At 53.6% G+C, this 26544-nt stretch carries 15 protein-coding genes; 9 read left to right on the top strand and 6 right to left on the bottom strand.

The window, feature by feature from the left end:
• Positions 1-255: 255 nt before the first annotated feature.
• From ACFO9Q_RS21880 to ACFO9Q_RS21865, 4 genes are all read left to right on the top strand, one after another.
• Positions 256-888: a YjgB family protein gene (locus tag ACFO9Q_RS21880; protein WP_379185711.1), complete on the top strand. Its 633-nt coding sequence runs from the start codon at positions 256-258 to the stop codon at positions 886-888.
• A 174-nt stretch (positions 889-1062) separates the two neighbouring features.
• Positions 1063-2895: an ABC transporter ATP-binding protein gene (locus ACFO9Q_RS21875; protein ID WP_379185710.1), complete on the top strand. Its 1833-nt coding sequence runs from the start codon at positions 1063-1065 to the stop codon at positions 2893-2895.
• An 87-nt stretch (positions 2896-2982) separates the two neighbouring features.
• The gene (locus ACFO9Q_RS21870) at positions 2983-4251 is read left to right on the top strand and encodes an ATP-binding protein (RefSeq protein WP_379185709.1); all 1269 of its coding nucleotides are present in this window, start codon (positions 2983-2985) and stop codon (positions 4249-4251) included.
• 78 nt (positions 4252-4329) lie between these two features.
• Positions 4330-5154 (top strand): DUF2935 domain-containing protein, encoded by an 825-nt coding sequence (locus ACFO9Q_RS21865; protein ID WP_379185708.1) that lies wholly within the window; start codon positions 4330-4332, stop codon positions 5152-5154.
• Positions 5155-5216: 62 nt separating this feature from the next.
• Here ACFO9Q_RS21865 and rsgA read toward each other — a convergent pair whose 3' ends face one another.
• The 3 genes from rsgA to ACFO9Q_RS21850 form a co-directional block, all read right to left on the bottom strand.
• A complete protein-coding gene (rsgA, locus tag ACFO9Q_RS21860; RefSeq protein ID WP_379185707.1) occupies positions 5217-6335 on the bottom strand; it encodes a ribosome small subunit-dependent GTPase A in 1119 nt (372 codons plus the stop codon).
• Positions 6336-6628: 293 nt separating this feature from the next.
• On the bottom strand, positions 6629-7582 hold the full coding sequence (locus ACFO9Q_RS21855; RefSeq protein WP_379185706.1) for an ArsR/SmtB family transcription factor: 954 nt from the start codon (positions 7580-7582) through the stop codon (positions 6629-6631).
• A gap of 1314 nt (positions 7583-8896) precedes the next feature.
• The gene (locus ACFO9Q_RS21850; protein ID WP_379185705.1) at positions 8897-11557 is read right to left on the bottom strand and encodes a putative bifunctional diguanylate cyclase/phosphodiesterase; all 2661 of its coding nucleotides are present in this window, start codon (positions 11555-11557) and stop codon (positions 8897-8899) included.
• Positions 11558-11727: 170 nt separating this feature from the next.
• Here ACFO9Q_RS21850 and ACFO9Q_RS21845 point away from each other — a divergent pair, with 170 nt between their 5' ends.
• Together ACFO9Q_RS21845 and ACFO9Q_RS21840 are read left to right on the top strand one after the other, a co-directional pair.
• Positions 11728-12237, top strand: a complete 510-nt coding sequence (locus ACFO9Q_RS21845; RefSeq protein WP_379185704.1) for a DinB family protein — start codon at positions 11728-11730, stop codon at positions 12235-12237.
• Positions 12238-12309: 72 nt separating this feature from the next.
• Positions 12310-12750, top strand: coding sequence for a hypothetical protein (locus ACFO9Q_RS21840; protein ID WP_379185703.1), 441 nt, complete (start codon positions 12310-12312; stop codon positions 12748-12750).
• A gap of 266 nt (positions 12751-13016) precedes the next feature.
• On the opposite strand, the gene ACFO9Q_RS21835 is transcribed toward ACFO9Q_RS21840, so the two are convergent.
• Both ACFO9Q_RS21835 and ACFO9Q_RS21830 read right to left on the bottom strand, forming a co-directional pair.
• Positions 13017-15020, bottom strand: a complete 2004-nt coding sequence (locus tag ACFO9Q_RS21835) for an S-layer homology domain-containing protein (protein WP_379185702.1) — start codon at positions 15018-15020, stop codon at positions 13017-13019.
• Between the two features lie 519 nt (positions 15021-15539).
• Positions 15540-16484, bottom strand: coding sequence for a nucleoside hydrolase (locus tag ACFO9Q_RS21830; RefSeq protein WP_379185701.1), 945 nt, complete (start codon positions 16482-16484; stop codon positions 15540-15542).
• A 169-nt stretch (positions 16485-16653) separates the two neighbouring features.
• On the opposite strand from ACFO9Q_RS21830, the gene ACFO9Q_RS21825 reads away from it, so the two are divergent.
• Both ACFO9Q_RS21825 and ACFO9Q_RS21820 read left to right on the top strand, forming a co-directional pair.
• Entirely contained in the window at positions 16654-17106 is a 453-nt protein-coding gene (locus ACFO9Q_RS21825) for a MarR family winged helix-turn-helix transcriptional regulator (RefSeq protein WP_379185700.1), read from the top strand.
• A gap of 18 nt (positions 17107-17124) precedes the next feature.
• Entirely contained in the window at positions 17125-20382 is a 3258-nt protein-coding gene (locus tag ACFO9Q_RS21820) for an efflux RND transporter permease subunit (RefSeq protein WP_379185699.1), read from the top strand.
• A gap of 458 nt (positions 20383-20840) precedes the next feature.
• On the opposite strand, the gene ACFO9Q_RS21815 is transcribed toward ACFO9Q_RS21820, so the two are convergent.
• Positions 20841-22763: an ABC transporter ATP-binding protein gene (locus ACFO9Q_RS21815; RefSeq protein WP_379185698.1), complete on the bottom strand. Its 1923-nt coding sequence runs from the start codon at positions 22761-22763 to the stop codon at positions 20841-20843.
• Between the two features lie 246 nt (positions 22764-23009).
• On the opposite strand from ACFO9Q_RS21815, the gene ACFO9Q_RS21810 reads away from it, so the two are divergent.
• Entirely contained in the window at positions 23010-26393 is a 3384-nt protein-coding gene (locus ACFO9Q_RS21810; protein ID WP_379185697.1) for a GH39 family glycosyl hydrolase, read from the top strand.
• Positions 26394-26544: the final 151 nt, after the last annotated feature.

Here is a 26544-nt window from a genome sequence, read left to right as displayed (position 1 = left end):
CCCCCATCATACGAGGCGCTCCTGTTTTTGTCTAAGCCGAAATATTAGCGTATACAGGAATGTTTAGCCCCTCCCCTGTCCTTGTGTCCCAGCAGCAAGGGCATAGTGCTTCGGTTCATTGGCGTGGAGGTAATATATGGTGCGCAACTTTCGTGCATACATGTTAGTCTAATCTAGTGCTGACATAATTCATGGAAGAACGTAGCACAATATATTGTAGAGACTCGAGGAGAGTGCATAAGGATGAGAGCCATCATGACTTATAAGCTAGCCGCAGCCGCCGCAACCGTCAGCTGCATGCTAACGATAACCGCATGCAGCGGAGGTGCGAACAACGGTAATGCCCCTGCCCCTGTTCCTTCGGCTACGGCAACACCGACGCCAAGCCTAAGCCCACCCGCTACTGAGAATCCTGCGGGTGAATCCGATTCAGACCAAGTTCCCGCAACCAAGCAGCCAGTCATCAGTGTCGGGACGCTTGTGGAGGAGGCTAAGGAAGGCAGAGTGCCGGGTGTGGAGTATGCTGCTCACACAGCCTTGTTCGATGAGATTGAGGAGAAGTGGGGCAAGCCGGACACTCAAGGTTCTGCAGGCAAGGGGATCTACGCGGAGTATGTAGATCGAGGCATCACGTTCGGCTTCAACAAGGGGATGCTCGTATTCGACGTTCGATCATCCCGGCCAGATATTCAACAGCTTACGGTAACCGATGTGGAGGCTGCGCTCGGCAAGCCCGACAAGACGACGAAGAGCGGCGAGGACAAGATCTATACGTATCAAGTGAATGAGCGGTTCCAGCTTCGGTTCGCCATTCGCGGGAAGGTCGGCATGGTCCATCATATCTCCGTCTACAGCGCGGAGGATGCACGCAATCTGATGGCGGGTTAAGCACGCGAATGAGCTGGTTCGGCGCATTAGGCGACCCAGCTTGACGGTTAACGGATGCAACAGCAGTTCAGTTAAGCAGACTATGCCGAGCCGCATAGTTCTGCTTTTTTGTGTTTCCGTTAATATTCCGTATAGAATAGTATCGTAAGCTTCCTCACAGAAGGAGATGAAGAGATGGAATCCGCAACAAGCCAATCGAATAAACCAGGCCTCAGGCCATTCATTGACCTCGTCAGGCAGACGAAGCCGTCCAAGCTGATGCTTGGCATTGCTGTAACCCTTAGTGTGATCTCAACGCTGGTGAGCCTGATTGTCCCGCTTTTCACCAAAAATGTCGTAGACAGCTTCACGCTGACCTCTATTAAGACCGAACAGATTCTGCTGCTCATTGCCGTCTTCGTCGCTCAAGCGGCTGCAGGAAGTGTGGCGATCTACCTGCTGCACCGTGCAGGGCAGGGGGTCGTGGCGAACCTGAGGGATCGGCTGTGGCGCAAGCTGCTCGTGCTGACTGTACCCTACTATGACAGGAACCGGACGGGCGACACCATCTCCCGAATGACGAATGACACCGCGATCGTTAAGGGTCTTATTACTGAGCATATTACCGGCTTCTTCAACGGTATTGTCTCGATTACTGGGGCGATCGTCATACTGTTCATCCTTGATTGGCGAATGACGCTCATTATGCTTAGCGCGATACCGATTGCGATGCTCGTATTCATCCCTATCGGCCGCAAGATGACGAAGCTGTCGAAGGAGCTGCAGGAAGAGACGGCAACCTTCACTACAACGCTCAGCCAAGTGTTATCAGAGATACGGCTCGTGAAGGCTTCGGGGTCAGAGCCTCAAGAGTTCGCGAACGGCCGCAAGTCTATCACCTCTCTGTTCAACCTAGGCGTGAAGGAAGGAACTCTGCAGGCTCTAATTATGCCGATTATCTCTCTTGTCATGATGGGACTGCTCGTTGTCATTATCGGCTATGGCGGTGTGCGTGTGGCTTCGGGTGCGCTAACTGCTGGAGATCTAGTGGCCTTCATCCTGTATCTCATTCAGATTATCGCTCCGATGAATCAGATTACGACGTTCTTTACCCAGCTGCAGAAGTCGGTTGGTGCAACTGAGAGAATAATTGAGACGCTGCAAGCAGAGGAGGAGAAGCCCGAAGTGGGGCTGCCGCTTACGAATGCGAGTTTGCCGATTCGGGTGGATGGGGTTTCTTTTGCCTACAAGGCTGAGATTAATGATGATGCTGACCCGTCCTCTAACGCCCGTGAAGAATCCGATACCGTGCTACACGATCTGAGCTTCACACTCGAGCCAGGAGCGGTGACCGCCATTGTAGGCCCAAGCGGTGGCGGCAAGACGACGCTCTTCTCCTTGCTGGAGCGATTCTACCTGCCGCATGCGGGTGATATTCGGATTGGGGATACGAGCATCTACGATCTCAGCCTAACGACATGGCGCAGCCATATCGGCTACGTCTCGCAGGAGAGTCCGCTCATCGCGGGAACGATAAGAGAGAATATTACGTATGGATTGCATGGCTCGCCGTCTGAGGAGGAAATGGTAAGAGCGGCCCAGATGGCCTATGCAGACAGCTTCATCCGTGAGTTCCCTGAAGGATATGACACGGAAGTGGGAGAGCGGGGCATCAAGCTGTCGGGCGGCCAGCGTCAGAGAATCGCGATCGCAAGGGCGCTCTTACGTAATCCGAGCATCCTCATGCTGGACGAAGCGACATCGAGTCTCGACAGCAAGTCGGAGATTGTCGTTCAGCAGGCGCTGAACAATCTGATGGAAGGGCGGACGACGCTCGTCATCGCGCATCGGCTGTCCACCGTGGTGGATGCGGACAAGATTCTGTTCATCGAGAAGGGTCGAATTACCGGGCAAGGCAGCCATCGTGAGCTGCTCAGAGAGCATGCCCTGTACCGTGAGTTTGCTTCGCAGCAGTTGAGGATGAAGGATGAAGTGTTGTCGGAGTTTAGCAAGATTCATACCACATAATATTACCCGTACCATGATTTGTATTTTTTTGTTATTATGGGGCAAGAGGAATAATTACATGTTCAATGTGGAGGCCCCGGTCAGCCTATGGTAGAAGAATTGCTGCTTAATCTATTCATTATTAAGATCCCGCTGGTCCTTCTGCTCTGTCTGCGCCGTCCGCTTGCCCTAAGTGATACAAGGACGGGTATTGTGTTCGGCTTGTGCTGCGGCTTGACGGCGGCGATGTGCATGATGTTCCCCATCCAGGTAGTAGGAGACTATCAGCTTGACTTCCGATATATTCCTCTGGGGATGTCTATGATGTTCGCCGGCCCACTGCCTGGTATGATTACGTTCATCCTAGCTGAAGCTTCACGAAGTGCGTTCGGCTTAGAGGCTATGCTCTATGAGCTGCCTTCCGATCTCATCCTCGTCGCATCGGTACTCCTGCTCAGGAGGTATTACAAGGAAGTGTCGCTAATCAGGAAGCTGTGGGGTTCTGCAATTGTCGGGCTCCTAGCCTACATCCTCTGTCTGTTCAATCTCTACTTCTACATGGAGAGCACGGGCAGTCAGAGTGCGTATGGGATTAATGTGCTGCTTGGCATAGGAGCGCTGCGTGTGGCGGTCAGCATGATTATCCCTTACCTCATGGAGAAGATTATTCTGTATAACCTCATCCAGCATCGTCTCCTGAAGGCAGAGAGGCTGAATATGGTCAGTGAGCTGGCGGCATCCATCGCTCATGAGGTGCGCAATCCGCTTACGGTCGTGCGGGGCTTCCTGCAGATTATGAGGAACAACAGCGAGGATGAGAAGAGCAGGGCCTATATGAATACGTCCATTGAGGAGCTCGACCGAGCGGAATATATTATTAGCGATTACTTGAATATGGCTAAGCATCAGGATGAGAAGAGCGATATGCTTCATATTAGTGAGGTGCTTACGCAGACGGTGGAGCTGACCCGTTCCTTCGCCGTGATTGGCCAGGTGGAGCTCATCCTCCATTGTGAGAAGGAATTGTATGCGAATGCGAACAAGGTACAGCTCCAGCAGGTGTTCATCAACTTGTTGAAAAATGCAATAGAAGCGATGCCAAGAGGCGGGGAAGTCGAGATCTTCGCCATGCGGCTGGAGGACCAGATTGTCATTAACTTCAGCGACAATGGGGAGGGCATGACGCCGGACCAGCTGAGAAGGCTTGGCACCTCCTATTACACAACGAAAAGCACCGGAACCGGCCTCGGGCTGGTCGTCTGCATGCGAATTATTCATGAGATCAAGGGTACACTGCAGTTCTTCAGCGAGTTCGGCCAAGGCACGAGAGCGGTCATTAAGCTCCCGGCTGCTGACGGGGTGAAGATGATTAGTTAGCTAATATTTCATAGGACATACATAAATACACCTCCCGCTAATAAATTAGCTAGGTAACCATAATCTGGAGGTGTAAGTATGTCGGATGTGTTTGTTGCACGCTCCTTGGATGAAGTGCGCTTTTGGGCACGGATCATGAAGGAGCATTCTTTATTTCTGCGACTGGGATTCAGAGCCGAAGATACTCAACTCATCAATGAAGCTAATTATTTCTATAAAATATTCGAGGATATTGAACAACGCGCACTCGCGTTCGGCCTGGACAGCGATCCTAGGGTGATCATGCAGTTTAACACCGAGGTTCATACCGCAGTCAGTTATATATGGGCGTTCAAGAGGAAGGTGCTAGGTCTTATCCTGACCTGCCAGCTGCCGGGGCAGACCAACTTCCCTCTGTTAGTCGATCATGTGAGCCGCGAGGCTAAATACTTCAGAAACCGGTTAACGGAGCTTAATCAAGGAACCTTAGAGCCGCTCCCGGACGCCATTATTGATGAAAATGTATTCTTCCTGAAGATTATGGCGGATCATGCCAAGTTCATTAGCCATTTACTAGATCCCTCTGAACGGAAATTAGTCGACCAAGCGAATGAATTCAGCCACGACTTCGATCAGCTATTGTTCCAGGCCCAGGATCTGGACTCTATGCGGCCGCAATCGCAGACCGCACCCTTGCTGGGACATTTCCTAGACCAGAACAGGGTATCGGTTGCCTCGCTCCGAGACTTCAAGAAGACCGCACGAGAATTAATTGAAGCCTGCAAAATCAAAAGCATTATACATCCGCTATTGGCTGACCATGTGTTCCGGGAAGCGTCCAGATTCTTGGAGATCATCGATATGTTCGAATCGGCGCTAACGGGCAAGCAAGTAAATCCTAATGCGATGTTACACGACCATTAATTCGGAAAGAGCGGAAGGGCCCCCATTCCTTATGTGATGGGGGCCGTTCGCTATATAAGGTTCTACTCCTCCCAAGAGGAGGATTCAATTCGCCGTTCCCGCTTGCGGGAAGCCGCCGCCGGGGCGGCGGACTCCCTGCGTCGCTGGCCGGCGCGCTGCTCCTTCCGAGCGAGGCGGGCGAGCTCGCGCTCGGTCTTCTTGTAGTTGGTGAAGCGAGAGTGGTCGAGCTCACCGGTGCTAATCGCAGCCTGCACAGCACAGTCGGCTTCGGCTTCATGCTTGCAATCGCGGAAGCGGCAGTCCGCCGCGAGCCCTTCAATATCGACGAAGGCCTGCTGCCAGCCTTCGTCGGCTTCCCATAGCTGCAGCTCGCGCATTCCCGGCGTATCGAGCATCAGAGCCCCGCCGGGCAGCAGGAACAGCTCGCGATGAGTGGTCGTGTGCCGTCCGCGTGCATCATCCTCGCGGATGCCGCCCGTATGCTGGAGCTCATCCCCTGCGAGCCAGTTCAGCAGCGTCGACTTGCCGACGCCTGACGAGCCGGTGACGGCTATGGTATTCCCTGCCGCTAAGTACGGGGACAGCTGCTCCCGCCCCTCATCATGCAAGGCGCTAACCACATGGACGGGAACGCCCGGGGCAGCCTCCTCCACTAGGGCTGCAAGCGCTCTGGCGTCTTCGCATAAGTCAGACTTCGTGAGCAGGATGACGGGCGCGGCCCCGCTCTCCCATGCAGCAACCATATAGCGCTCGATCTTGCGCAAGTTGAAGTCTTGATTAAGCGCGGACGTGATGAAGAGATAATTGAGATTCGCTCCAATCACTTGTTCCTCGGGTACGCTCCCGGCTGCTCTTCGAGTCATCGCAGACTTGCGAGGAAGTATGCTATGAATGACGGCGCGAGCCGGCTCTCCCGCCAGCCATTCCACCATCACCCAGTCGCCGACAGCTGGATATGCGCTGCGAGATACTGCGAGGAAGCGGAACTTACCCGACACTTCTCCTGTGCAATCACCGAGGTCACTAATTAGCCGGTAGGCGCTAGCTGCATATTGCGCGCATACTCGGGCCTGAACAAGCTCCTTGCCAGCCATCTCCCCGCGCACCAGCGCAGCTTTTTCCTCCCAAGCTTCATTCCATCCGTACTGCAATGTTACCTTATTCTTGTTCGTTATGGTCAAGGTTGTGCTCCATTCTTATTCTTATTAGTTGTGTGTAAAATAACAAAAAATCCGCAGAGTTCCTCTCTGCGGACAACAAAAAACCGCGAGAAACCGAGTAGTCCGGTCTCTCGCGGCAAACAAGCTGAAGCTATTGGGAGCAAGAAGTCCCTTAGCTGCAGTAATCCGTAGAGGCCGATATATGAACTAGAGCGACGTAGTATCCGTTCTGTAGAGTTCCCATAGTAATCAGCCTCCTTCTTGTAAAGTACGTTCATCATATCGGACGGCGGTATATATTGTCAACCGGGCGACTATCTATTTTCAACAGCTGTATTCACTAATTCGTCCGTCTGCTGCTGGCCCTTGGAGTAGTACAGCTTGAACACCAGATCCTGGTTGTAATTGCCGAAGCCGCTGCCGAATAGGGTGACACCGCCGACATGCTCGGCCTCTACAGGCACTTCGATTCGGAAGCTCCAATAAGGATGGCGAATATCCACTTCATCGATGGTGACATCAGACAGCTTCATGCCGTCCATGAAGGTACCGTCCTTGCGAATTGAGATTCGCTTCATGAGGCCGGATTGACTCATATCCTCGAACCACCAAGGAGGGTTGAACTTCCCCATGTCCCTAGAATCCCCTGGACTTGTCCACATGCCAATCTTCTGCCCATTGAACAAGAAGGATATGTCCGAAGGCCAGTTATTGTTCGTATGGGGAGCTTCCGAGGAGATCTCCATCGAGATCTCTAGTTCATCCGGTTCTTCGCTGGCTAATAGGAAGTTGGGAATCTTATATTCCACATATCCTTGAGAGAACCACAGGATCTTCGCGTTCAGACGTTCCGGGTCAAGGAAGTAGCGCGGGTCATCGAGGCTGCCAATCACCTTGTTCACCGTACCAATACCGCAAGTTGGAGCAATGTGTAGATCTGTATAATGGCCAACCGAGACCTCGGTTCTTCGTGATAGCTTCGGAATTTTGGCCCGCTCTGGGAAAATAACAGCAACACCCTCCGCTTTCAGCGAACAGACCTTCTGTGCTGCACCGCCTCTGCCAGGAAGCATCTCGGAACGAATAATTTCTGCCTTCTCGAGCTTTTTTACATGCATCGTCATAATTGCACTGCTTAAGCTTAACGCTTCCGCAAGCTCACGCACGTTCATCGATTTTTGTGCGAGCAAGTGGATAATTTTAATGCGTACGGGGCTGGCTAGCGCCTCGAACACAGGCAGGTTCTCTTCTGTTAGATTGATGTTCACCGGGAGTCCTCCGTCTATGACTATTAATATAGGTATGAATGTCTTGTAAGGTATACGTTCAATATACCTGCATATGCAGGTAATCTCAAGGTCACGATGGCGAGACGGGAGCGTCTTCCCTCTTTTTCTTGAACGACTTTACTCGCCTCGAGGCGAGTTTTTCTTACATTTTTTTCTCTTTTTCGATTTTTTCAATTTCGAGTTAATAATATATTTAATGATTTATTTATAATTTTGTTAATATAATTGTTAATTAATAGTTATTCCGGGCCAGCGGACACTTTGAGGTGATACGATTCGGCCGTCCTCAGCTGGCACCCGGCTTACGAGCCCCGTGCCCGAGGCCCCGTAGCCCTGCCCTGCGTCCAGCAGGCGGCCCTCGTCCCCCGCAGACCCTACACCCCGCACCTCCAACCCACTGACGAGGCGAGATAGGTGCAGAATATGCCTTATTCCATGCTCGCTGCCCACTGGAGAGGCGGAATAGGTGCATAATATGCCTTATTGCATGCTCGCTGCCCACTAGAGAGGCGAGATAGGTGCAGAATATGCCTTATTCCATGCTCGCTGCCCACTAGAGAGGCGGAATAGGTGCAGAATGTGCCTTATTTCATACACGCTGCCCACTGGATAGGCGAGATAGGTGCAGAATATGCCTTATTTCATACACGCTTCCCGCTGGAGAGACGGAAAGGAGGAAGGTGGGGGAGTTAAGCCTGGTCAGCGGTCTTAAGTCGGGCAGGAGTGGGGGGATTGGTTGGTTTAAGACCGCTGCGCGGTCTTAAGTGCCCATCAGGTTGGGCGGAGAGGAGGAAGGTGGGGGAGTTAAGCCCGGTCAGCGGTCTTAAGTCGGGCAGGAGTGGTGGGATTGGTTGGTTTAAGACCGTTGTGCGGTCTTAAGTGCCCCTCACGTGGGCGGAGAGGAGGAAGGTGGGTGGGTTAAGCCCGGTCAGCGGTCTTAAGTCGGGCAGGAGTGGGGGGATTGGTTGGTATAAGACCGCTGCGCGGTCTTAAGTGCCCGGCTCACGAGCGGAGAGGAGGAAGGTAAGCGGTTTAAGCCCGGTCAGCGGTCTTAAGTTAGCGAGAAGTGGGGGGATTGGTTGATTTAAAACCGCTGCGCGGTCTTAAGTGCCGGGTGGGAGCGTACAAATGGGCAGAGTGAGCGAGTTAAGCCCTGTCAGCGGTCTTAAGCTGGGCTGAAGCGAGCAACTGGGAGGGCTTAAGACCTGTCAGCGGGCTTAAGTCGGGCAGCTCTCGGGCGGGACAGAGCGCCGCGCGCCCACACGGTGTACTCTCTGGGGCCGAGACACTGCTCTATCCCCGCACCGCGCTCTCGCCGCGTACGAAGCGCTCGAACTCCTCCCGCGGAAGCGGACGGCTGAAGAGGTAGCCCTGCAGCTCATCACAGTTCAAGCGAGTGAAGTAGTCGGCTTCCTCCTCCGTCTCGATGCCTTCTGCCACGACCTTCATATTCATGCTGTGTACCAGCGCGATGACTGCTTGGACGATGGAGGATTTTTTCACATCTGTGGAGATGCCTTGAATGAATGACCGGTCGAGCTTCACATCGGAGATGGGAAGCCGCTGCAGCTGGTTAAGGGACGAATAACCGGTGCCGAAGTCGTCGATTGAGATCTGAATGCCCAAGCAGCGCAGATGTCCAATGGTTGCAATGACCTGCTCAACGTTCCGAATGAGCACCCCTTCCGTAATCTCGATGCTAATATATTTAGGTTCAAGCTTCGTATCGGCCAGCGCCTTCTCTATCATGCCAACCAGATCCCCTTGGTTGAAGTGCCTCGCCGATATGTTCACCGATACCGGAACTCTAGGCATTCCTTCATCCTGCCATGTCTTATTCTGCCGGCAGGCCTCCAGGAATACCCAGCTGTCGATCTCTAGAATGAAGCCGGACTCCTCCGCCAGCGGAATGAACTTATCCGGCGGAATCATGCCAAGATCCGGATGATGCCAACGAATCAAGGCTTCTATTCCGCTCAGCTTGCCGCTGAGCGAGCTAATCTTAGGCTGATAATAGAGGGAGAATTGGTTCTCATGCAGCGCATTGCGAAGACCATTCTCCACCTGCATCCGCTCAGTCAGCTCGCTGATTAGATCTTGTTCGAAGTAACGGTAGCTGGTCGTTCCTTGTTCCTTAGCCTTGTACATGGCCATATCTGCATTCATAACCAGAGTATCCAGATCCTCTCCGTCCTTCGGATAGAGACTGATGCCTAAGCTTAAGCTCACATAGAGCTGCTTCCCATCTACCAGAATCGGTTCGCCGAGAGATTCACAGATGAGATCGACGGCTCCCTGAAGCACCTGTTCATCCGAGTATGCCATCACGAACACGAACTCATCTCCACCTAGGCGGAACACCTGACATCCTTCAGCTGCCGCGCTAAGGAATCGCTGTCCCGCCAGCTTCAGGAGCTCATCACCTGCAGCATGACCCAGCGTATCATTAATCTGCTTGAATCGATTGAGGTCACCGAACATAACCGCCACCTGCAGCCCGCTGCCATCCTCTTGGAACAGCAGCTCCTGCAGGTGCGTAGCGAACTGAAGCCGATTGGGCAATCCGGTGAGATTGTCATAATAGGCGAGCTGATGAAGCTCCTCCTCCGACCGCTGCAGCATCATCGTCTGAATCTGAAGCCGATTATTAATCTGCTGCGACTCATGGAACATCTGCACCAGCTTATGCGCCATCTGCTTGAAGTTATGCGTCAGAGAGCTGACTTCCAGGATCGAGCTCGACGGCCATTCCATCGTATCCATCACCTGCAGCTTGTCCGGCAAGTTAGAGGAGGCAGCGGCGAGACGAGTGAAGCTTCGAACGAGCCATCGGTTGATCGCAATAGCAACGATCAGGGCAAGGAACGCGAAGCAGAGTACGTAGACGAGCTGGTCCATATATTGGTTGAAAATATTTTGCTGATAGCTGCGGATCGGTATACTAATCACAACAGACAGCCCAAACTCGTCAAGGCCGCTGTTGTAAATGAATCGTCCATCATGCCATTCCTGCGCGTTCAGGAGCAAGATGTCTTCTTGTGGCAGAAGCAAGTAGAAGTTGTCCTGAAGCGGCTTCATCTTGCTCATCGTGTTCCACTTCGTAATGACGGCGGAAGCATTGTCGAAGTCTGCGGCAAGCAGTGTGTGGTCAGAATCGAAGATCATAATATGGAACAGATCCTCAGACGTATACTTATTAACGACACTCTGCAAGTAACGGAGCTCCTTCTGCCCGTACACTCCCTCAGGAATGGCATACTCATGCCGCCAGCTGGCCAGTTCTTCGTGAATGCTGCTCACCGTGTTGGCTGCCAGCCGGTAAGAATATTGCATGGTCGTCTCATAGGAGCCGCGGCTGTAAGCTACGCTGTTGAAGAGGAAGGGCAGGGCAATAACGACGATCAGCAGATGGGTTAGCACGACCCGGATCGGGACGGGCTGACGCCTTAGCTTCGATATACCGCTCCAGTAGCGAATGGGCAGGTAGGTATCTAGAATATCTGCCAGAATAGCGTTAAGCAGTCCATTGGCAGCAATGATGATGAGATAGAGGCACAGCTCCAAGGTGGATATTGAGATCGTCAGATGATACATGATGCAGGATAATGGAAGCCCTAATACTAGCCAGAATAGCGCATCCCAGCTTAATAGATGTCCAGCAGGCCTTGAGCGGAGGGCAAGACCGACGAAGGTAACCTCGAGCAGTCCGATGAACGTGAAGAGAGGCTGGCCGAGCAGGAAGACGGCTGTTGAATAGACAGCAGCTGCGGCAAGCATACCCGGATAGAAGCCGTGAATTCGCATGATGAGGAGCAAGGAGATGCTAGTGAAGGAGAAGGTAATGCCATAGCTAAGATTAAGAGGCAGTGCAACGCTGAGGAGCGCAAGCAGCAAGCATGCCAGGTAGGCGACGGACCATTTGCTCCGGGGAGCGGACAGTATAGTTCTAATCATGACGGAATGCCCTCCTGGAGCAAGGTATGCTGAGTATCTGTAGCTCCTATTATTCGCCATATCTCATGGTATTCCTGCTGTTAGACACACTTGACTGGAGGCGATGACGATGACGGCAGCTTGTCAAATAAGTTACAATAAGCACATCTTCGTAACAAGGGGGAACTGCCATGCGTGTAAGCCCAGACGAATACGCACCGTTCTATGAGACGTATGTTCGGCTAGTGAAGGATCTTCATCCTCTGGAGGTACTGGAGCAATCTGTACAGGAAGTTGTCCAGCTCATTCACGGCCTTGGCGAGGAGGGTGCTCTTCACCGCTATGCACCAGGCAAGTGGAGTGTGAAGGAGCTGCTGGGGCATATTGTGGACACGGAGCGCATCATGAGCTACCGCCTGCTTCGAATAGCTAGAGGAGACCAGACTCCGCTCGCAGGCTACGAGGAGGACGATTATGTCCGAAGTGCGGCCTTCGACGACCGTCCGCTCACCGACCTGCTCGAAGAATATTCCGCTGTGCGGCGGTCATCTGTGGCACTCCTGAAGAGCCTGGGTGAGGAGGCGTTGTTAAGGAGAGGTACAGCTAACGGCCACCCTTGCTCCGCCCGAGCGATTGCCTACATCATGGCCGGTCATGAACGCCATCATGTCGGGGTGCTTCGGGAGCGGTACTTGAGTTAACAAGCAACCTATTGGCTGGGGCGCTCGTATAGGAGCAGATAGCATCTAGAATGAACATAGGAGAGATCGTATATGAGTACCCCGACACTAGTAACTCTAACTTATCTTGTGCTTGGTCTGTTGTCCGTGGGAGGACTTACCTGGCTTAATCGTCGAGAGAAGTTGGACAACCTTGTAACGCTGCAGTCTATTCTAATCTATATCGGAGTTACCTACGGGGCTTCTTGGCTGCTTAATGAGTGGTTCGTAAGACTTGTATATAAGCAGTCATCAGCAGATGAAGTAGGAATGGCAGCTCCTGTAGTGCCCATCCTGCTAGCTGTGTTAGCGGTGTTGGGCAGTCTGGCCATCACTGGTGCAATCGTACAATGGTTGCTGCTTGGAGGTCGTGCAGCTGCGGTTAGGACAAGGCTGCTCGTTGTGAGAGGCTTGCTGCATCTAGTAATTCTTCCATTGGGTGGAATGGTGTATGTTGTTTTATTTGTAAGCTTGGTTGATGTGCTGGGTGGTTGATAAAAATACTAGATATCAAAGTAAACAACTATTATTAATCCTAGTGGTAAAACTAGTTTTTGAAAGTGGAAATTCATTAAAAACTCCTGTTCTTAGAGAAACCTGTTTAAACAACAGCTGGTTTCTCTTTTGTTTTTTGAGGGGCTGATTTCTTTTCTGTAACGAAAGAGTGCATGTATTATAATTACGCAGTTATGTATCTGACCGAAAAAGAAAGACTGCCGAGACTTTCTCGACAGTCTAAGAGAGCCATTGGTTCTCATGTATTATGGGGCAACTGTAATTGTGTTGAATCCAGTGAACAAAACTTCATCATTGGTGGCGTCACGCAACTCGTAAGTAATTGTATACGTACCGGCTTTTGCAATAGTAACAGGGAAATTAGTAGTCAACCCATCAGGTAATTTATAATAATCTGACACCTGGTTAAGCTCAAATCCTCCTTGTGGTCCCCAAGCGTAAGTAAGTTTGCTAGCGCTGGTTATATGTTCAGGTGTACCAGCTGATGATGCACCAATTGTAACATCAGCAGAGGCAAGATTCCCGGATTCCACTCGTGCATAGAGTCTAACTTTCTTCGACTTGTCAGCCTCTACAACAACACCCTGAATGTTAACTTCTAGATTGAATTCCTGACCAACCGTTGCAGCACTTACATCCGATGCCGTGATGTCAAGATTCGTTTGAGGAATAGCCTTAAGACCAGCTTTTTTTGACGCTTCAAAGGCAGTTTTTGCATCGGTTAGTAATACTATTGCATCATCGAGTTCTTTTTGAGTGAGTGCAGTACTATAAACAAGTGTCGCTGAATTAAGAGCAGCACTTAGAGTGTCAAATTCAGCCTGGGTTACCCAGTATTCGTTTGTTGGTATTTCTGAACCATTTACGCTAATTATCCAAGAGTTGGCGTTCATGTAATCCTCATGTTCATCTACAGCAGCTTCTAGACCAGTGTAGTCTAGAATCATATCTACATTGGTACCCGGCTTGATTTCAGCTTCATAAGTAGCAGTAGCGTCTTCCAATACTCTTACAGCAGCAGCGACTTCTTGCGGTGAACTTACAGTACCCTTAGCAAATTTAGAAGTAATTATAACATCGTAAAATGCGCTATCCACTGCTTCTGTCACCCAACCATATATAGTTGGAACGTTTGAACCATCTACGCTGATAAATGTAGAGAAATACAGATTTTCCGCTTCTTCAATAGCATTCGAAAGTGTAGTTGCGTCAACACCCTGTGCAACTACTACGTCCTTGGTCCTAACTATAAGCTCGTCGCTAGACAAAGATATGTTTCCAGCGTTATCAACTGCAATTACGGTGAATACGTATTGCCAGTCAGGAATTAAGTTTTGAACAGTAAAGCTTGGTACATTACTCGTACCAATTTTTTCACCGTATTGATAAATTTCATACTTTACCACGCCAACGTTATCCGTGGCAGCTGTCCAAGCCAGAGTAATGTCCTCAATACCAATAGTTGAAGTAGTTAAACCAGTTGGTACTGTCGGTGCAGTAGTATCTGCAGTTGAACCGCTGCCGCCAGTGCTGCCACCATTACCACCGCTACTTGGCGGGGTTGGGGTAGGTGTTGGAGTCGGTGTAGGCGTAGGTGTAGGTGTAGGAGTCGGGTCAGGCTTAGTTATCTCTACTTCTACTGAAGTTAGAAGGTTAGAGCCCATTACTGCCGCCATTTCACGAGTAGCGCTTCCTTTAGGGTTGAATGTGCCGTCCGGGTTGCCATTAATTAACTCGTACTTTACCGCAGTAGCTATGTAATCCTTAGCCCATGAAGAGATCTTGTCAGCATCCTTGAACTTCAGCTCACTGCCTTCCTGCAGCTCTACCTCAGTACCTAGTGCCTTAACAAGAATGACAGCAGCCATCTCGCGAGTCAGCGGAGCGTTCGGGTTGAAGGCGTTGGGACTAGTACCGTTAATTACGCCAGCATTGTAAGCCGCTTCGATGTAAGGGAGTGCCCAGCCGCTTACGTCTGTGAAGTGTGTTGTTGTGTCATTAATTGGTAGACCAAGTGCCTTGACGATAATCGTAACGAACTGAGCACGAGTAAGTGTGCCCTTCGGGTTGAAGCTGTCTCCGTCAATACCGTTCAGAATACCCAGTTCTTGAAGCTCGATGATTGCGTCCTTAGCGTAAGAGTTCTCGATATCCTTGAAGGATGAATCCGTTGCGGCGAATCCTAGAGACGCCATAGTGGTAGATGCGATTAGAAGTCCTGATACGATGCTTGCTACTGTTTTTTTCACAGTTAGAGAATACCTCCGAATTATAGTTTTTTGTTCCAATAATTACTCATTCTTTTTGTGGACCAACTTCAATCGTAGGAAAAAAGACCCCCTCTACTAGGTACAGTCTGTACGGAACGATAGTCTTTAAGAACTATAACTTTCCCGATATTACCATGGGGATTTCTAAATTTCCATGTAAAAATTGTAAGTTTAGAAAAAATAAAATAAAAATATGTCGAAAAGGGGATAAGCGAGTTAATAGGGATATGAAAGGAAGAGAGGGAAAAATAAGAAATACAGAGCCGGAGAGGTTAAAACCAGTGGGGTAACGGAACTTAAGTGAGTATTGGCTGTGAAAAGGGGGGATTGCGTACATAGGGTATTAGTCTACGAAAGGGGAATAGTGACTTCACATAGTAGCGTAGTGGTAGTTAGGATAGGTTGGGATGAGTCACCCCAACCTAGTACACCAGATCAATCTGGAAAATAATTCAGCAGTTGTTGCTAACTTGCATATTCACAAACCGTCAATCGATGTTAGAACACCGCCAGCAGCTGGTTGAGCGCGGCTTCGGCGTTGACTTCGACGCATACCTGGACGGCGGTGCCGGCGCTTGGCTTGGCGCGAAGGTCGGCGATGACCATGCCGGGTACCCGCGTGCTCTCGCACTCGATCTGAACGCGCATCGTCTGTGTGCGAACGAGCGTCGGGTTGACCGCGACCATGACCGCGAGCGGGTCATGCATAGCGCAGCCGGCCACGAAGTTGTTCACCTTCTGGTAGAAGGTGAAGTAGAACGGCAGAGCCTCGTTCAGGAACTGAACGAGCTCCCGGTTCTCGGGCTGAGCTGAGCGGTTGAGCACATCGAGGTGTCCTTGATTGAAGATGGTCTTCATCGTTACATCGAGGCCCACCATAATGATCGGCAGTCCGGACTGCATGACGAGGTCGGCGGACTCCGGATCGCCGAAGAAGTTAGCCTCGGAGGTCGGAGTGATGTTGCCGGGAGCGTACACGTTCCCGCCCATGATGACGACCTGCTTGACCTTGCGCGGCAGCTCCGGATCAAGACGGAGCGCCTCTGCAAGGTTGGTCATGCGGCCGACCGGCACGATGACCAGCTCACCCGCAAGCTCATTCGCCTTGCGGACGAGGAATTCAGCCGCAGACTCCCCGAGCGGCTGCTGGTCGGATGGGGCGAGCTGGGCATCACCGATGCCATTCTCGCCATGCACTTCCGCGACCGTCCCCGGCCACGGGCGGGCGAGCGGCTTCGCGGCGCCCATCGCGACCGGCACATCGGCGCCAGCCAGCTTCAGCAGACGGAGCGTATTGTCCGTCGCCTGCTCTACGGAAGTATTGCCGAATACCGTGGTGATACCAATCAGGTCTATCTCAGGCGACTTCAGCGCATAGAGGATGGCGAGAGCGTCGTCGATGCCGGTGTCGGCGTCGATGATCATTGGGATTTTGCTTAACATAGTGGGTCACAGCTCCTTCATTATTCTAGGCATTACTATACCATGTCGCTCGTATAATGAGAAAGTTCGATTGACGCTCGGCAGTGCCATCTGATATAGTTCATCTGTCGAACTATTTGCTTCACGAACCATTCGTCTATAGAACTAGCAAGGAAGGCAGGAGAGCAGCATGAATCGAGCACAGCTGACCGATATCATTAATCGCTACGAGGAGGCGTCCTTCACGGTCAATCGCAGACTGTCCGCCATGATGAGGGAGCTCATGCCGGGCGATATTACCATAGATCAATTCTCAACCCTTCGCTATATGCGGAGCCGCGAGAGAACCACTTCTTCGGAGCTGGCCGATGTGTTCTGCGTGGGTAAGAGCTCTATTACGGCCATCATCACCAGACTGGTGGAGAAAGGCTTCATCACCAGGCTGCCGGATGAGAAGGACCGCAGGGTCACCTACTTGACGTTAACGCAGGAGGGGCGCGACATTGCCAGCGAGATGGAAGGGAAGATTGAGGATTTGCTTGGCGGGTACTTATGCCATTTTGATGATGAGGAAGCGAAGCTTTTTATTCGAACGTATGAGAAGCTAGCAGCTGTATTGATGGAATCACCGCATGAAGGCTAGAGAGGGGCAGGGGAGAGAATGAAGACGGTACTGAAGCTAAGATGGGCAATCATCGCGCTGTGGCTGGCGGCAACGGTCGTGCTGATGGTGAGCGCGCCAGGGATGGAAGGGCTGGTCAGGGAGAAGGGGCAGATCGACGTTCCAGACGGGTATTCGTCGAAGGTCGCCGGACAGCTGCTGGCTGAATTCGACGCAGACAATGGAGGCGCGGGGGAGTCAACCGTGCTCGTGTGGCATAGGGAATCCGGGCTGACAGACGCGGACTATGCGGAGATGAAGGCTGCGGTGGCGAAGCTTGCGGACGAGGGCGAGGAGGTCGGCATCACTTCGGTGACGTCGCACTTCAGCTCGGAGGAGCTGAAGGACCAGCTGGTGGCGAAGGACGGCAAGACCGCGCTGACGCTCATTGGCGTTGACTTCGGGGAACGGTCGCAGGCGGAACAGCGGGATGCGCTGTACGAAGTATTGTCTGGCGTGAAGGTCGACCACTACTATACGGGGAATTGGATCATTCAGGAGGACGTAATTCAGAGCTCTCAGGAAGGGTTGCAAAAAACCGAGTACATCACAGTAGGCTTCATCCTCGTCATCCTATTCGTCGTCTTCCGCTCGGCGGTTGCACCGATTGTTCCGCTGCTGGCGGTCGGCTTCTCTTACTTGGTGTCGCAGTCGGTCGTTGCTTACTTAGTGGAGTATGTGGACTTCCCGCTGTCGACGTTCACGCAGATCTTCATGGTCGCGGTCATGTTCGGCATCGGGACCGATTATTGCATATTGCTCATCAGCCGGTTCAAGGAAGAGCTGGCGCATCATGGGGATAAGACCGAAGCGATCCTGACGACGTACCGTACCGCGGGCCGTACCGTGCTGTTCTCGGCACTGGCAGTCTTGGTCGGCTTCGCGTCAATCGGCTTCTCGACCTTCGTGCTGTACCGCTCAGCGGTTGCGGTCGCGGTGGGAGTTGCAGTGCTGCTCATCGCGCTGTACACGATCGTTCCGTTCTTCATGGCGGTCTTGGGCACGAAGCTATTCTGGCCGGCACGAGGTTCATTAGAGCATAAGCAGAGCAGGCTGTGGGGAGCAGTAGGCAGCTTCTCGCTGCGCAAGCCGCTCTGGGCGCTTGTGGTACTCGCCGTGCTCATCGTGCCTTTCTTAGTCGGGTACAAGGGAGCCACTTCGTTCAACTCGCTGGACGAGATTGGTGATAAGTATGCTTCTGTTCGCGGCTTCAATCTGATATCAGAGAGCTTCGGGCCGGGCGACTCGCTGCCTTCCACTATTGTTGTGAAGGCTGGGGAGCCGCTGGATACTCCGGAAGGGCTGGCTGTGCTGGAGCGCGTTAGTCGTGAGCTGGCGAACGTCGAAGGGGTGAAGGCCGTGCGAAGCGCGACTCGCCCGACTGGCGAGCCGCTCGAGGAGCTGCAGGTCACCGACCAGGTGGGGCAGCTGGAGGATGGTCTGGGCAAGAGCGGCGACGGCTTGGGCGAGATAGGAAGCGGGCTGTCTGAGGCGAGTGAGTCGCTCCGTGAGAATGCGCCGAAGCTGGATAAGGCCGTGGCAGGCGCGGGCGAGCTGGTTCGCGGTACAGAAGGGCTGAAGGCGGGCGTCGTGCAGCTTGGCGAAGGACTTCGGAAGCTGCAGCGAGGCCTAGCTGATGGCTCTGTCGGAGCGAAGGAGCTTGCGGCCGGGGTGGAGCAAGCTCGAGCTAGCGCGGTGCAGCTCGCTGCGGCGAGCAAGCAGCTGCTTGGCAGCTATCAAGGAGCGGAAGCGGGACTTGGTCAGCTGGCGGATGCATACGATGCTGTTGCTAGCAGGCAGGAGGAGCTGGGCGCTGGCCTCGGCGAGCTGAGCGGTGTGCTTGATAAGCTGGGTGCTGCGAATCCTGAGCTGCAGGACGATCCGGATTACAAGGCAGCGGTAAGTCAAGCTGGTAAGCTTGAGCAGGAGGCTGCTGGACTTAGTGAGCAGCTAGGCGGCTTGAACAGCCAGCTGGCAGGTGTTCGTGGAGGGTTGGCGCAGGCCAATGCAGGGTATGCGAAGGCAGCGGGCGGGCAGGAGCAGCTATCTGTTGGATTGGGAAGGCTGGCGGCTGGGCTTGCTGAGCTGCAGAAGGGCGTAGCGGCTGCGGCCGCTGGGCAAGGCCAGATCGTCTCGAAGCTGCCGGAGCTGACAGGCGGCATCGACCAGATCGCTGGCGGGCAGCGGGAGCTGCAGAGCGGGTTCGCTGAGCTGAATGGTCAGCTCGGTGCGCTGACGGACGGACTCGACAAGAGTGTGGACGGACTGACGCAAGTGACGGACGGCCTCGGCTCGGCGGAGGGCTACTTGAATGAGCTGGCTGGTTCGCCGGATAAGCAGCTGACGGGCTGGTTCATTCCGAAGGAAGCCATTGCTAGCGAGGGCTTCCAGCAAGGTCTGGGTGTTTATTTGTCGGAGGATCGGAAGATGGCGAAGTTTGATGTTGTTTTCACAGGGAATCCGTATGAGGAAGAGACGATGAAGAAGATTCCGGATCTCGAGGCGGCTGTAGCTCGGGGGCTTGCGGGTGGCAGCTTCGAGGGTGCGAAGGTTGCGGTCGGCGGGGTGACGAGCATTAATCATGACCTCGGAAGCATCTCGGCTGAGGATTATTCGCGGACGGTGCTGCTGATGCTGGTGGGCATCTTCATTATTCTGGTTGTCATGTTCCGCTCCATCGTGATGCCGCTGTACCTCATCCTGTCGCTGTGGCTGACGTTCTACACGTCGATGGCGATTGCTGAAGTGATCTTCGTGCGCTGGCTGGGGTATACGGGGATTAGCTGGTCGGTGCCGTTCTTCGGCTTCGTGCTGCTGGTCGCGCTGGGCATTGACTATAGCATCTTCCTGATGGATCGGTTCAAGGAATATCGCCATCTGTCTCCTCAGGAGGCGATACTTGAAGCGATGCGCAATATGGGGACGGTCATTATGTCCGCAGCGGTCATACTTGGCGGAACGTTCGCGGCAATGCTGCCTTCGGGTGTCATGTCGCTGCTGCAGATTGCAACGATCGTGCTGTGCGGGCTGTTCCTGTACGCGCTGGTCATGCTGCCGTTGTTCATTCCCGTCATGGTCCGCATGTTCGGGCCCGCCAACTGGTGGCCGTTCATGGGCCGCGGGGATGGAGCGGAGCGGCTGGGCGCCGGGGGTGTAGGCGCTGGAGGCGCTGGAACTGGTGCAGGAGCAGGTGCGGCGGGTGTTGCCGGAGGGCTTCGTGCGCAGACGTCGAGCGTGAGGAAGGACTCGGGGGTTTAAGTAGCTAGTTAGTACGAATAAGGCATTGCTCCTTGTGGGGCAATGCCTTTTTTTGTAGAGGTCCATTTCATACGCTATTCGTGCTGGCATGGGTGGGTGGGTGCTGGAGGTGCACTTTATATCCTATCCACGCTCGGTTAATCTCGCTGATGACCAATAAAAAGGGTTATCCCCGCAGCCGCGCGAACAATGAGTGGAAGATGCAGAATAAAGAGTGTTGACTTTGCTAGGAAACTAATTAAATCAGTGTGTTATAACATTTATGAGGAGATGATTATGATGGAGAAAGTCTTTACGTTGTTTGAATTTACTAGCACGGAATCAAGAATTAGTTCATTAATTAACCTAGTCATTGTATCTTACTTTATGATTATGATTTATAAGATCTATAAGAATACAAAGAAGTAAAGAAGACACTCCTTAATGAGTGTCCTCTATTCGTGAATATTCCTGCTGAATTAAAGCTGCCCTTGAGCTAGCTCCGCCCGGGCACCACCCTGCGGGAATTGCAGCTCATACAGCTGCTTGTATCTGCCGCCTAAGGCGAGTAGGGTGTCGTGGGTGCCCGACTCGATAATCTGGCCCTTGTCGAGGACGTAGATGCGGTTCGCACGCCTAATGGTCGACAGCCTGTGGGCAATAACCAGTGAGGTGCGACCTACTAGCAGCGTGTCTAGCGCGTCTTGGATCGCCTTCTCCGACTCGGTATCGAGGGAGGAGGTAGCCTCATCCAAGATGATAAGGCGTGGATCCTTCAGTATTGCCCGGGCAATAGACAAGCGCTGCTTCTGTCCTCCGGACAGCTTCACTCCACGCTCCCCAATCTGGGAGTCGTACCCATCAGGGAATGACATGATGAACTCATGTGCATGGGCCGCACGAGCGGCCGCTTCCACCTCTGCTACGCTAGCATCCGGCTTACCGTACATTAAGTTCTCTCGAATCGTCCCGTTCAATAAAATAATATCCTGAGAAACGATGCCCATCTGTCTGCGCAGCGAACGGATACGTACATCCGTTAGATCATGCCCGTCAATCAACACCTGTCCTGACTGAGGGTCATAAAACCGAGTCAGCAGATGTGTAATGGTTGACTTGCCCGCGCCAGAGGAGCCGACTAAGGCCGTAACCTCGCCAGGCAGCATCTCAAAATTAAATTGCTCCAGCACAGAGACTGGCTTAGCAACACTCACCGTGCTCTCTGCTGCAACTCCCCGCTGCCTGCTCTCATCGACTGAGCGGCCGTCCGACACGCGCAGGCGCGACCCCCTCTTGCTAGACATAGCACCTGCGGGGCCCAGCCCTCCACCCGTCGCGTAGGCGAAGGTCACATCCCGGAACACGACATGCCCCCGCACCTCCCCTAACTCCAGGGCGTCCGCCTTGTCAACAATCTGCGGCTGCGTACTGAGCACCTCCATGATACGCTCATACGCAGCCGCTGATTGCTGGATCGTGTTCAGCGTGCGGGAGAAGCGGCGGACCGGATTCTGCAGCAGCCGGAGATAGGCGAGGAAGGCGACGATCGTCCCTACCGTCATCGTCCCTCTCATCGTCTGCCGTGCTCCGAAGATGAGCACGATTGCCAGCCCGGCATAGATCAGCAGGTCAATGAGCGGCTCATACACCGCCCGCAGCTTCACCGCGGACAGGTTCGCCTCCCGATTCACCAGGCTGCGAGCCGCGAACCGCTCCGATTCCTCCTCCTCGGTCGAGAAGGCCTTCATGAGACGGATAGAAGACAGCGTATCCTGTAAGTGATTGGTCACCTCGGCAACGGACTCCTGTATGCGCCGGAAGGCCGCTCGAATACGCCTCGAGAAGAGACGTGTCGCGAAGAACATGAACGGGAATGTAGCGAGCACGAGCAGCGTGAGCTGCCAGTCGATCCACATCATATATCCCGCAACTGCGAAGAAGGTAACCAGATCCGTCACGATCGACATCATACCGGAGGAGACAAGCTGCTGAAGCATGCCGACATCACTCGTCACCCGGGACATGAGATCCCCCGTCCGGTTGCGGTCGAAGAAGGCTACATCGAGCGACTGAAGATGGCGGTAGAGCTGCCCGCGCAGGTCGTAGACCGCCTTTTGCCCAACAGTGGCCATAGCCAGACTGCACAGATAACCGAACAAGGCCAGCAGCAGCGCCGTTCCCAGCACCCCCAGCCCAATCCACACTAATGCGCTGTATCGTCTCTCAGGAATAACGACATCAATCGTATATTGCGACAGCTGCGGAATGACGAATTCTAACAACGATACGGCCACGATGGACACCATCGCCATAACCATAAGTCCCCACTGCGACTTCACTTGCCAGAACATCCTCCGGTACATCTCCCAGATGCTCCCGCGCTTCGGCTTCCGATTGTCCATCTGCGCACGACTTCCCATTCCATACATGCATAATCACCTCAATTATGGCTATCCAACTCTCCTTCTAATAGTGTACTCCATTCCTGCATAACGCAAGCATCGCAAGCACATCCCATTCACACCTGACTGGAAGCTGCCTGACGAGTTGTTGATTTAGTATTAGATTTTGTTGTTTTGCTGAATAGTAAGGGCTTACATGACCCTCTATGATGAAAAGTGAATCAAAAGGATCCAAAGGAGGTATTCATGTTGACGAAGTCAAAGCTGCGAACAACGTTCATGTCAAAGTTAACGTCTCACACTCAATTCCAGTCTCAGTCTCAGTCCAACCCCAAGCTTCAGTTCAAATCAGGCAAGAGGCTCCTGCCCGCACTAGGGGCTGCCCTGCTGTCTATTACGCTGGCAGCAACCCCAATCACTCCAGTGCAGGCGTCTGCCTCGCCTGCAGCCGTTCCCGTGCAAGTGAACTGGAAGGAAGAGAAGGGCAAGGTCTCGGACTTCATGTACGGGCTGAACGGCTTCCAGACCTTTAATCCGGAGGTGTCCGGAAGCGAGGAGTACAACAAGAAGCTGAACTATATGAATCCCGGGCTGCTCCGCCTTCATAGCTGGGAAGTAATGAACGATTCCAGCGAACCCAATGGATGGATAGATAAGGCGAATAAGCGCTGGGATGCCGCCAAGATTAAGCAAGCGCTCGAAGCTCTTAGCCCGGAGCACCCTGAGCTGCTGCTCAACATTCCCGGCTGGCCGGAGTGGATGGACACGGACAGTGACGGCTACCTGGATAGCGACAAGGTCCAGGACTATGCAGACTTCAGCGCAGAGCTAGTTCGTATCGTGAATGTGGATAACGACTTCAAGGTTAAGTATTGGGAGCCGACGAATGAGCGGGATGACCCGTATTACGTCCACTTCCGGAACAACAATGAGCCAGACCGGCTGGACGAGCTTACGAACATCTACAACGTAACGGCGAAGGCGATGAAGGCGGTCGACCCATCGATTCAGACGGGCGGGCTTGCTTTTGCAAGGGGAGATCTGTACGACCAGGTAGAACGCTTCGTCGCCGGCACGGTGAACGAGGGGACGCTGGACTTCCTGTCCTATCACTTCTATGCGAGCGGGGATCTCGGGCAGTCGGATGAGACGATCTACAACCGGGTCCATAACCCGGCGGATCCATCCCTTAACTCCTTGGCCAAGCATACGAAGGATATTCGGGCAATCGTGGATGAGGCGAGTCCGAAGCGCCATATTCCGATCTGGCTGGATGAGTACAACGTGAGCTGGTCTTGGACGAATAATGATCCCCGTATGTCGAGCAACAAGGGAGCGGTCTTCGATGCCCTAGTTATGATCTATGCGCAGCGGTTCGGTGCGGATGGCGGTGCGGCTTGGAATGACTATGACGGGGTGTATGGCAAGATAACTGGAGAAGACTACAAGCTGCGGCCGGCAGCCCACACTTACCAGCTGCTGAACCATTACTTCGTCGGAGAGACGGTTCAAGCTGCATCTGGCGATGAGAGCAAGCTTGTCGCCTATGCCGTACGCAGCGGCAAGCCGGACAAGGCACAGTCCTACATGATTGTTAATCGTTCGGATGATGTGCAGCTCGTGCAGACCTCCTTCAAGGGGCTTAAGAGCAGCAAGGCCGCTATCCAGCAGCATCAGATATCTGCCGCTGGCTATGCAATTGGTTCGTCCACTTGGGATGCCGTTGCTCAGCATGCAATAGCCCTGCCTGCCCACTCCGTGACCGTCTGGACAGACAGCTCGACCGTGCCGAGCCTGACGCCTCCTCCGCTGGTTACGGCAGAAGAGCCGCCAGCCGGCTCGGGCTCTGGCTCGGGCGGCATCGATGAGCCGGCCTCGAACCTGACCGGCCGCGTAGCGGACAGCTCCTCCGCGAATTATTCCGCGGAGGGCACGCTCGACTGGGCCGTCTGGGGAACCGACGGCGCGAGCCCGGCGTCCGCCGTTCGCAAGGCGGACGGGGGCGGCCAGATCTCAGGCCTAACGCTGGTCGGCGAGCCGAGCGTGACGGCCTACAGCCCGCAGTGGTGGGGCACGCACAGCGCAACCTGGTCTGATGGCGATACCATCGCAAGCGGGGATGCAAGCTCTGCGGCCATCGTAGCCGAGGGAGCCGGCAAGGGATTCTCCTTCACCGTACCTGCTGATGAGACGGAGAAGCAGCTGAAGGTGTACCTAGGTGTCATGGGAGCGAAGGGCGTGCTGACCGCCCGCCTGAGCGACGGCAGTGCGCCAGACTTCGTGACCTCCTATGAGGACAGCAGCCCGAATGTCATTAATAACAGCGGCGGAGCGAAGAGCCGTGTCGTCACACTGAACTTCAAGGCGAACTCGCCAGGGCAGACCTTGACCATCAGCTATGTGATGAATTACAACCATTGGGGCAATGCACTATGGCTGCAAGGAGCGACGCTGTCTGCTCCGAAGGCTGCCCTGCTTCGCGGGAGCGTAGCCCCTTCGGGCAGTGCCGATCTGACGAAGGAAGGCAATCTGGACTGGACCGTGTGGGGGACGAATACAGAGGACCCTAAGGCAGCTGTCCGTAAGGTGGGCGTACCCGAACAGATCTCTGCTCTGGCCACCATCGGCAGCGCAGAATATGTGAAGGCCTATACGGCGGATTGGTGGGGGACGCACAGCGCCTCCTGGTCTGACGGTACACCAGAGGCTGCAGGAACGAACGTCCCCGCAGCAATAGTAACCGGCGGACCGAAGGGCTCCGGCTTCAAGCTCTCCGTCCCTGCAGACACGACAGCGAAGACCTTGAAGCTGTACCTGGGCGTTATGGGGACGAAGGGAATTCTGAAGGCCCGCTTGAGCGACGGCAGTGCGCCGGACTTCGTAACTTCTAACGAAGACTCTGATCCTTCCGTCATTAATAACAGCGGCGGTCCAGCGAGCAAGGTGGTCAGCCTAACCTATCAAGCGGCCTCCCCGGGCCAGACGCTGGACATTGAATACACGCTGGAGTACAACCACTGGGGCAATACGCTGTGGCTGCAAGCAGCCGCTCTGTCTGGCGCGGACATCATCCCGCCGGCAGCACCTGCTGGCGCAGCCATAATCAGCAGTACGTCTACAGCTGCCGCAATCTCCTGGCAGGCAGCCGCTGACAACGTGCGCGTGACCGCCTATGAGGTGTACAAGAATGGCACCTATGTTGGCCAGACAGCAGCGCCAACACAGACGTACTATATCCACGGCTTAACTCCGGAGGAAGTCGCAAGCTTCACCGTTAAGGCGAGAGATGCTGCCGGTAACCTCTCGGAAGCCAGCCAGCCTCTCCTCGTGACAGCTAGTCCGGATACGCAAGCACCCATCTCCGTACAGCTGCAAGGCTCCTCAGCAGGGGATGGCAGCGTGAAGCTGGTGTGGACGGCAGCCTACGATAACACATCGGTTACTAGCTACGAGCTCTACGATGGGAAGAAGCTTGTCACGGTTATCTCTTCCACGGAGACACAATATACTGTTGCAGCAAGTCATGCGAAGAAGCATGCAGAACTGACCATCGTTGCGGTCGATGCCGCAGGTAACCGCTCGGTCTCTAGCAACACGGTGCACGTGAAGAAGAACGGCGAAGTGAAGTAAGGTAATCGTTAAGCCAGCTTCATCTAGTCCACGTTGAACCCCCGCTCACTACTGGTGAGCGGGGGTTTTTGCTGACCAATTACTTTAGAAGTAGTGATTTCATATTAGATATTGTTGTTTTGCAATATAGCGCGCTTCGGCAGGAGGGCGT

It is taken from the genome of Paenibacillus sp. GCM10023252, assembly GCF_042653305.1.
Classification (GTDB): Bacteria; Bacillota; Bacilli; order Paenibacillales; family Paenibacillaceae; genus Pristimantibacillus.
This window is presented reverse-complemented; position numbering and strand designations above follow the sequence as displayed.